Source organism: Streptomyces sp. BRA346 (assembly GCF_052851135.1).
On record NZ_JAIWIH010000095.1, the window covers coordinates 1 to 7,487 of the forward strand.

At 69.3% G+C, this 7,487-nt stretch carries 8 protein-coding genes and 1 pseudogene; 4 read left to right on the forward strand and 5 right to left on the reverse strand.

From position 1 onward, the window contains the following. Window positions 1-101: 101 nt before the first annotated feature. Window positions 102-401 (forward strand): integrase core domain-containing protein, encoded by a 300-nt coding sequence (locus tag LCH29_RS43285; RefSeq protein ID WP_446467179.1) that lies wholly within the window; start codon window positions 102-104, stop codon window positions 399-401. A gap of 33 nt (window positions 402-434) precedes the next feature. Here LCH29_RS43285 and LCH29_RS43290 read toward each other — a convergent pair whose 3' ends face one another. The 4 genes from LCH29_RS43290 to LCH29_RS43305 form a co-directional block, all read right to left on the reverse strand. Next, a complete protein-coding gene (locus LCH29_RS43290) occupies window positions 435-1,532 on the reverse strand; it encodes an SPFH domain-containing protein (protein ID WP_446467180.1) in 1,098 nt (365 codons plus the stop codon). A gap of 24 nt (window positions 1,533-1,556) precedes the next feature. Continuing rightward, window positions 1,557-1,994: an NfeD family protein gene (locus LCH29_RS43295; RefSeq protein WP_446467181.1), complete on the reverse strand. Its 438-nt coding sequence runs from the start codon at window positions 1,992-1,994 to the stop codon at window positions 1,557-1,559. 388 nt (window positions 1,995-2,382) lie between these two features. After that, entirely contained in the window at window positions 2,383-3,912 is a 1,530-nt protein-coding gene (locus LCH29_RS43300) for a potassium/proton antiporter (RefSeq protein WP_446467182.1), read from the reverse strand. Between the two features lie 45 nt (window positions 3,913-3,957). Then, a complete protein-coding gene (locus LCH29_RS43305; protein ID WP_446467183.1) occupies window positions 3,958-4,248 on the reverse strand; it encodes a DUF3040 domain-containing protein in 291 nt (96 codons plus the stop codon). Between the two features lie 948 nt (window positions 4,249-5,196). Here LCH29_RS43305 and LCH29_RS43310 point away from each other — a divergent pair. From LCH29_RS43310 to LCH29_RS43320, 3 genes are all read left to right on the forward strand, one after another. Continuing rightward, window positions 5,197-6,147, forward strand: coding sequence for a HAMP domain-containing sensor histidine kinase (locus LCH29_RS43310; protein ID WP_446467184.1), 951 nt, complete (start codon window positions 5,197-5,199; stop codon window positions 6,145-6,147). A 2-nt stretch (window positions 6,148-6,149) separates the two neighbouring features. Continuing rightward, window positions 6,150-6,809: a response regulator gene (locus tag LCH29_RS43315; protein WP_446467185.1), complete on the forward strand. Its 660-nt coding sequence runs from the start codon at window positions 6,150-6,152 to the stop codon at window positions 6,807-6,809. Between the two features lie 115 nt (window positions 6,810-6,924). Next, window positions 6,925-7,305: a DUF3040 domain-containing protein gene (locus LCH29_RS43320; RefSeq protein ID WP_446467186.1), complete on the forward strand. Its 381-nt coding sequence runs from the start codon at window positions 6,925-6,927 to the stop codon at window positions 7,303-7,305. Between the two features lie 16 nt (window positions 7,306-7,321). Here LCH29_RS43320 and LCH29_RS43325 read toward each other — a convergent pair. Continuing rightward, window positions 7,322-7,465: pseudogene (locus tag LCH29_RS43325) on the reverse strand (IS3 family transposase); the annotation flags it as partial. Window positions 7,466-7,487: the final 22 nt, after the last annotated feature.

Consider the following 7,487-nt stretch of genomic DNA (forward strand, 5'->3'; position numbering starts at 1 on the left):
GCACGACCTTGTACACCAGTGAGACGGTCACGCGGACATGCTCTCAGCCGAGGCCGAATACCTGACGTCACCTGCAGCGACGACTTTCCGAGCCCCACAAGATGGACATCCTCACAACTGCGCCCCGGGATCCCCGCACGAACGCACACTGCGAACGCATCATCGGCAGCATCCGACGCGAAGCCCTCGACCACGTCCTCATCATGAACGAGGCCCACGCCCGCCACGTCCTCGCCGCCTACGAGCGGCACTACAACGAGCACCGACCTCATCAGGTCCGCTGCCAGCTCCCACCCGACGCTCACGAACAACCCGCCGCGGTGTATGACCTCCACATCCACAAAGTCCTGCGCACCCGGATCCTCGGCGGCCTCATCGACGAATACAGACATGCGGCATGACGTGCAGCGATGATTTTTCGAGCGGCACAGGCCTCAGTCGCCGGACGTCTGCCCCCGGCGAGGCACCTTGGGCGACATCGCGGCCGCAGCCTCCGCCTTGGCGTCGCTCACCGCGGCGGCGGCCTGCTTCGCGGCCTCGTCAGCAGCCGCCCCGGCGTCGAGCGGAACCGCCGAGCCTGCATCGAGCTCTGGAACCCGGCTTTCGTGGGACGTGTCGTCGGCTGCTTTCTCGGGTTGCTCGGGTGCGGGGGGACCCGCCGTCGACTGGTCACCGAAGGCACTGGTGACGGTCCGAACTGCCTCGGTCAGCTCTCCCGGGATCACCCAGAACGTGTTGCTGTCGCTGCTCGCCAAGTGCGGGAGTGTCTCCAGGTACTTGTAGGCAAGGACCTTCGGATCGGCATTGTTGCGATGGACGGCCTGGAAGACACGCTCCACCGCCTTCGCCTCGCCGTCCGCCCGCAGGATCATGGCCTGTTGCGTGCCCTGTGCCTCCAGGATGTCCTTCTGCTTCGTGCCCTCCGCGGTAAGGATCTTGGCTTGCCGCTCCCCCTCGGCGTGCAGGATGGCCGCGCGCTTGTCACGCTCGGCCCGCATCTGCTTCTCCATCGCTTCCTTGATGGTGTGCGGTGGATCGATGGCCTTGATCTCGACGCGGTTGACCCGGATGCCCCACTTGCCGGTGGCATCGTCGAGGACGGCGCGGAGCCGGGAGTTGATCTCCTCACGCGAGGTGAGCGTCTCCTCCAGGTCCATGCTGCCGATGACGTTACGCAGCGTGGTCACGGTGAGCTGATCGATCGCCTGGAGGTAGTCGGCGACCTCGTAGGCCGCCGCCCGCGGGTCCGTGATCTGGTAGTAGAGCACGGTGTCGATGTTCACCACGAGGTTGTCCTCGGTGATCACCGGCCGGGGATCGGAGGAGTAGACCTGCTCGCGCACATCGAGTTTGGTGTTGACACGGTCCGCCACCGGCAGCACCAGGTTCAGACCGGGTTGCAGCGTCCGGCGATATCGGCCGAACCGCTCGATGTTGTAGCGGCGCGCCTGCGGGACGATCCGCACGGTGGAGGCCACGAGGAAGACGACGATGATGGCCGCCACAAGAATGGGAATGACGACGGGGTCCACAGTGCCTCCGTTGCTGTGTTCAGCTCAGGGAAGGAGTTCGCGGGGGTAGACGATGGCCGTGGCGCCTTCGATCTCCACGACATCCACCAGCGCTCCCACCGGGATCACCAGGCTTTCGTCGAGGGCGCGGGCGGACCACTCCTCCCCGGAGAGTTTGATCAGGCCGTGGGTTGCGGTGACCTCCTGCTTGACCTCGGCCCGTTTGCCGATCAGCGCATCACTGCCCTCGCGGGTGAGGGGTTGCTGTGCCATATGCCGCAGCGCGACAGGACGGACGAGGAAGAGACCCGCTGCCGCCGCTACCCCGAAGGCAACGAGCTGGCCGACAACGCCGATGCCCACACCAGCGACCACGGCGGCCACCAGCGCAGCGCCCGCCAGCAACCCGAAGACCAGCGTCAGGGTGAAGAACTCCGCGGCACCGAGCACCCCGGCGGCGAGCAGCCATACGAGCCACGGCATCAGATCGCCCTCCTTACGGAGGCCTTCTCCACGAAGTTACCTTCGGTAACGCCAGGCAGAACCGACACGGGAGCCGCGGTCTTGATCGTTGAAGCGTTTGCCCTGACCGCCGGGGTTACATGCGGGCCAGGCTGCGTCATGGCTCCTCCTCCCGCGGGACCGACGGATAGGGTCCATGCCACTCCACCGTCACACGCGGCTTGCGGCATCGCCATCGGGGCCAACACCCATTTCCGCTGGTACCCGACACCCCCTGCCGGCAGGCACCTGGGCGCTGACGATGAGTCCCTCCAGCTCACGCAGCCGCTGCAGTTACATATCGGCAGCAAAGGAGCGCGGATCGTGGTATTGGCGAACGAGCGTCCGCTCAGTGCTGTGCGTGCAAGAGTTACTCGGTCCGCGCCGACGTGGCGGGCTCGGACTCGGGGGCGCCGTGTTCGCCGAGCCAGCGGGCTAGTTTGCCGCGCCGGCCGACGGCCCGCAGCCGACGCTCCGCGGCTTCCCTGGTCTCCGGTGTGGTGATGAGCAGGAGCTCGTCGCCTGCACGCAGCACGGTGTCGCGGTCGGGGACGAGGGTGGTGCCGTCGCGGATGATCAGGGTGACGACGGTCGGTGGCGGAAGCCTCAGTTCGAAGACGGCCACGCCGTGCAGCCGGGAGCCCGGCGGGATGGTGACGGTGAGCAGGTCGGCGTCCAGAACGTCCAAGGGGGCGGTCTCGACCTGCACATCGCGCAGCGCTCCGCCGCGGGGCAGGCCCAGACGCCGGGCGACGGCGGGCAGGGTGGGGCCCTGGATGAGGGTGAACAGGACCACGAGGACGAACACGATGTTGAGCACGTCGTGGGCGCCGGCGACCCCGGCGACGATGGGGAAGGTGGCGAGCACGATGGGGACCGCGCCGCGCAGGCCGGCCCAGGAGGTGAACGCCTGCTCACGCCAGGGGATACGGAACGGCAGCAGGCAGGCCAGAACGGAGACGGGGCGGGCGGCCAGCAGCAGGACCAGGCCGACGACGAGGGCCGGCAGGATCGCGGAGGGCAGTTCGCTGGGGTTGACCAGCAGGCCGAGCATGACGAATAGGCCGATCTGCGCCAGCCAGCCGGCGCCCTCGGCGAATGAACGGGTGGCGGCGCGGTGGGGCAGTTTGGCGTTGCCCAGCACCAGGCCGGACAGATAGGCGGCGATGATGCCGCTGGCGTTCACCGCTCCGGCGGCGGCGAAGGCGACGATGCCGAAACCGACCGTGGCCAGCGGGTACAGGCCGGTAGCAGGCAGGGCGATGTGCCGCAGCGCCGCGGCGCCCAGGCGGCCGATCAGCACACCGAGGATGCCGCCGACCGCGAGCTGGTAGAGCAGGTTGCCCAGGAGGGGAGCGGGCCCGGGCAGGTCGGTGGTGGCGGTGGAGAAGACCAGGACCAGGATGATGGTCGGGGCGTCGTTGAAGCCGGACTCGGCCTCCAGCAGCCCGGTCACCTTCTGCGGCAGCGGCAGCGCGCGCAGGACGGCGAAGACGGCGGCGGCGTCGGTGGAGGAGACGATCGCACCGAGCAGCAGGGCCAGGTGCCACTCGATGCCGAGCAGCCAGTGCGCGCCGGCGGCGGTCACGACGACGGAGACGGCCACGCCTGCCGTGGCGAGCACCCCGGCCGGGGCCAGGAGGCGTCGGACGTCGCTCCACTGGGTGGTCAGGCCGCCTTCGACGAGGATGACGGCCAGGGCTGCGGTGCCCATGGCCTGGGCGAGCCGGGCGTCGTCGAACTCCAGGCCGAGCCCGTCCTCGCCGGCGATGAGGCCGACCGCGAGGAACAGCAGCAGGCTGGGCAGGCCGATGCGGTGAGCCGCGCGGGCGGCGGCGATGCTGGCCAGCAGTACGGCGCCGCCGATCAGCAGCGTCAGGTACAGCTCGGACAGGGTCATCGACGAGTCCTCGTGCCAGCCGCAGCCGCTGGACGGTCGCCGAGGTCAGGACCGGGGCGGAGAGGTGCGGTGTCTGCGCGCGTCACGCTCGGGGTCGAACAGTTCCCCGGCCATACCGGCCAGGACCAGGCCGGTGGCGATGAGCAGCCCGTGGGCCAGGGCGAGGCCAGTGGCCAGCACGGCCATGGCGACGGCGAGGAGCAGCCAGGCCCTTGCGTGCCGGTACTCACGCGGCGGGCAGGGGCGGCAGGCCCCGAGAGCGCGGGCGAACCGGGGATCCTCGCGGTCGAGGAGGGCCTCGATCTCAGTGAGCCGCCTGTCATCGGGTCCGGGCATGATGCCCACCTCCGGGCACGGGACTGCGGGCAGGCGTCGCGGTCGACGGTGCGAGCCATCTGCTCTCCTTGGGAGGTCGGGGCATCACGATCACACCAGGAGGAGGGAGTGCAGCCGTACATACGCGGCCGACACGGCGATGGTGAGGGCGCGGTGAGGTGCCGGAACGAGATCTGGCGGCGGAGCGATCGGCGACACGGAGGGTGACGATTCCGGTCGGCGGAGGCGCCGACCCTTGTGGGGTTGCCAGCCGGAACCGCGCCGAGTGCGAGCGCCCGCCGCGGGACGCACGCGGGCTCTGGTCTTCCCTTCCGGGTGAGCCGACCACCGCCGCCCGGGCAGCCGGTGGCGCCGAAGGGCACACTGTGACGGTTGCCGTCGACCATGCCGTAACGCTCACGGCCATTCCTCCCCCACGCCCGGCCTGCCTGTTCCGGCCGTGCTGACGCCCGCCATACGGCGCACCCATCCAGCCGCCGTGCGACGCAACCGCAGCACCAGCAGGGCCGGGCCGGAAACCGACTCGGTGTGACCTGTTGGCTGTGGCGCTGCGTACATCGGTGCCGGGCTCCTCTCGTGATCCGAAAGACCTGCGGCTTTTCCCGCCCAGCCAAGAGGAGGGCTGTCGAAAGCTGGGCTCGCGTCTGCCGACGCCGCAAGCGGTCGCCTCCGCACGACGGTCAGTGGGCCGGCAGCGGGGATTGGCTCCACCCTCACTCGCCACAGGCGGCGGCCGCCATCGGGTCCGACACCCAATTGCGCGCGGGCCGGAGCTGTAGAGGGGACGCGGAAATGGGTGCCAGACCCGATGGACGTTCGCCCTGCCCGGCGCAGACTATGGAGCAGAGCGCCTTGGACGCAGGCAGCCTTCAGTGACCGGCCGGCCCGCCGTCCACTGCCGGGGAGGCGATAGTGGAAGCAAGGACCAGCTTGAGGAGACGGTATCCGGTGCCGTTGTTCTGGAGGATCTTCCTGCTCAACGCCGTGGTACTGGTCGCAGCCACTGCGCTGCTGCTGCTGGGCCCGGTCACCGTGTCGGCCCCCGTCCTGCTCACTGAGGCCGCTGTCCTCAGCGGCGGGCTGGCCGCGATGCTGATCGCCAACGCGCTCCTGCTGCGCATTGGCCTGGCTCCGCTGCAACGCCTCGCCCGCGCCATGACCCGCACCGACCTGCTGCGCCCCGGTGCCCGCCCGGCTGTCGGCGGTCACGGCGAGGTTGCCGAACTGATCACCACGTTCAACACGATGCTCGACCGGCTGGAAGCCGAACGCGCTACCAGCGCCGCCCGCGCCCTGACCGCGCAGGAGGCCGAACGCCACCGCGTCGCCCAGGAACTCCACGACGAGATCGGCCAGACGCTTACGGCCGTCCTGCTCGATCTCAAACGCGTCGCCGACCAAGCACCCGACCCGGTACGTGAGCAACTGCACCAGGTCCAGGAGACCACTCGCGCCAGCCTGGACGAGATTCGCCGCATCGCCCGCCACCTGCGGCCCGGCGTCCTTGAGGAACTCGGCTTGATCAGCGCGCTGAAATCCCTCGCGGCCGAGTTCACCAGCACCGCCCTGTCCGTACGGCACCACATCGCGCCCGACCTGCCGCCGCTGGGCGAGAACGCCGAACTCGTCCTCTACCGCGTCGCCCAGGAAAGCCTGACCAACACGGCCCGCCACGCCGACGCCACGCGCGTCGGCCTCACCTTGGAGCGGACCCCGGACGGCGTAGAACTACGCGTGCGCGACAACGGCCGAGGCATCGAGGGGGCCACCGAAGGGGCGGGCATCCGCGGCATGCGTGAACGCGCCCTGCTCATCGGCGCCGGCCTCACCCTCGGCCCCGCCCCCGACGGAGGCACCGAGGTACGCCTGACCGTCCCTACCCCCCACCGGAGTCAGTGACCATGACCGAGGCGACGCCCACCCGCATCCTGCTGGCCGACGACCACCACCTGGTCCGTCGCGGAGTGCGCCTCATCCTCGACAGCGAACCCGACCTCACCGTGGTGGCCGAAGCTGGCGACGGAGCCGAGGCCATCGAAGCCGCCCGTACCCACCATCCCGACCTGGCCGTCCTCGACATCGCCATGCCCCGCCTGACCGGCCTGCAGGCCGCCCGCGAACTCTCACGCATCCAGCCGGAGCTGCGCATCCTCATCCTGACGATGTACGACAACGAGCAGTACTTCTTCGAAGCCCTGGCCGCCGGCGCCTCCGGCTACGTCCTCAAGTCCGTCGCCGACCGCGACCTCGTCGAAGCCTGTCGCGCCACTATGTGTGACGAACCCTTCCTCTACCCCGGCGCGGTCAACGCCCTCATCCGCAATTACCTCGACCGCGTCCGCGAAGGCCAGCCCCTGCCCGCCAGGGCCATCACCGACCGCGAGGAGGAGATCCTCAAACTCGTCGCGGAAGGCCACACCTCACAGGAGATCGCCGACATCCTCGTCATCAGCCCCAAGACCGTCGAACGCCACCGCGCCAACCTGCTGCAGAAGCTCGGCCTGAAGGACCGCCTGGAACTCACCCGCTACGCCATCCGCGTCGGACTGATCGAACCCTGACCACACGACCGAGGCGGCACCAAAACGTGGCCGGCACCGCGGAGAGCAGCCCCGCGAGCGATCGTGGCGTTCGCGGATGAGTCCCCGTCCCACAGACGCACCGCAGGTGATCGATATGAACCCCTCGATGGACGACCGGCACATCCTCGCGGAGATGGAGCGGCGTCTCTCGCAGGAGGACCCTGAACTGGCCGCACTGATCGATGCGTTGAACCAGCAGTTCCTTCACGAGGACGAGGATTCCGAGGGATGGGTCGATGACAGCGGCAGGCGGTTCGACTGGCGCTGGAAGACGGGTATCGCCTGTGCGGTCGTCGCGGTGCTGGGTCTCCTCCTCACGGCCATCCTCACTGCGACGCCGCCGTCTGCGGATGACAAGCAGGGACCGCCGAACGGCCGGCTCCCAGCAATCTCCGTTCATTCGCAGCGCCGGGCTGCCGGTCACGGGGGAGCCTCACGGACGTGTAGTGACAGCCGTGGTCGGCGTGGTGAATGAGCTCACCGACGGCGACTTCACGGCTGGCCAGGGCATACTCCAGCGTGGTCAGGACCAGGTCGGCGTCTGCGCGGGCGGAGGTTTCCCAGGCCACCACCCGGCGGGAGTACGCGTCGCGGATCGCGGACAGCCACAGCGGGCCCTCCTCGGTTGCGATCATGGTCAGGTCCGTGACCCACAGC

Excerpts from the sequence above, each read along its gene's own strand:
- LCH29_RS43285 (WP_446467179.1), top strand. The coding sequence starts at position 102 with ATGGACATCCTCACAACTGCGCCCCGGGATCCCCGCACGAACGCACAC.
- LCH29_RS43295 (WP_446467181.1), bottom strand. The coding sequence starts at position 1,994 with ATGCCGTGGCTCGTATGGCTGCTCGCCGCCGGGGTGCTCGGTGCCGCG.
- LCH29_RS43300 (WP_446467182.1), bottom strand. The coding sequence starts at position 3,912 with ATGACCCTGTCCGAGCTGTACCTGACGCTGCTGATCGGCGGCGCCGTA.
- LCH29_RS43305 (WP_446467183.1), bottom strand. The coding sequence starts at position 4,248 with ATGCCCGGACCCGATGACAGGCGGCTCACTGAGATCGAGGCCCTCCTC.
- LCH29_RS43315 (WP_446467185.1), top strand. The coding sequence starts at position 6,150 with ATGACCGAGGCGACGCCCACCCGCATCCTGCTGGCCGACGACCACCAC.
- LCH29_RS43320 (WP_446467186.1), top strand. The coding sequence starts at position 6,925 with ATGAACCCCTCGATGGACGACCGGCACATCCTCGCGGAGATGGAGCGG.